Here is a 258-nt window from a genome sequence, read left to right as displayed (position 1 = left end):
GCCAGTTCCTGACCGACCGGCAGCGTCAGATACGCGTAGCCCGCGCCCGGCACGACCCGCTTCATCAGATAGCGATAGTTGAATGCATTGCCCTCGCTGTCGTTGCCCGACACGACGGTGAAGCGGTACGACGCCGTATCGGCAGCGCTCCACCACCAGCCGTCGCTGCGGTACTGGTATGCGCCGATCTCGGCCCAGCCTCGCGTATCGGCGTCCCACTGGTTGATCTGCAGACTGCCGTCCGCATTGGCGAGCACC

The 258-nt window shown here is 65.1% G+C and carries 1 pseudogene; it reads right to left on the bottom strand.

Annotated elements, in window-relative coordinates:
• Positions 1 to 258, bottom strand: a pseudogene (locus SB772_RS42875) (serine hydrolase); the annotation flags it as partial.

Source organism: Paraburkholderia sp. SIMBA_030 (assembly GCF_046535245.1).
Classification (GTDB): domain Bacteria; phylum Pseudomonadota; class Gammaproteobacteria; order Burkholderiales; family Burkholderiaceae; genus Paraburkholderia.
This window is presented reverse-complemented; position numbering and strand designations above follow the sequence as displayed.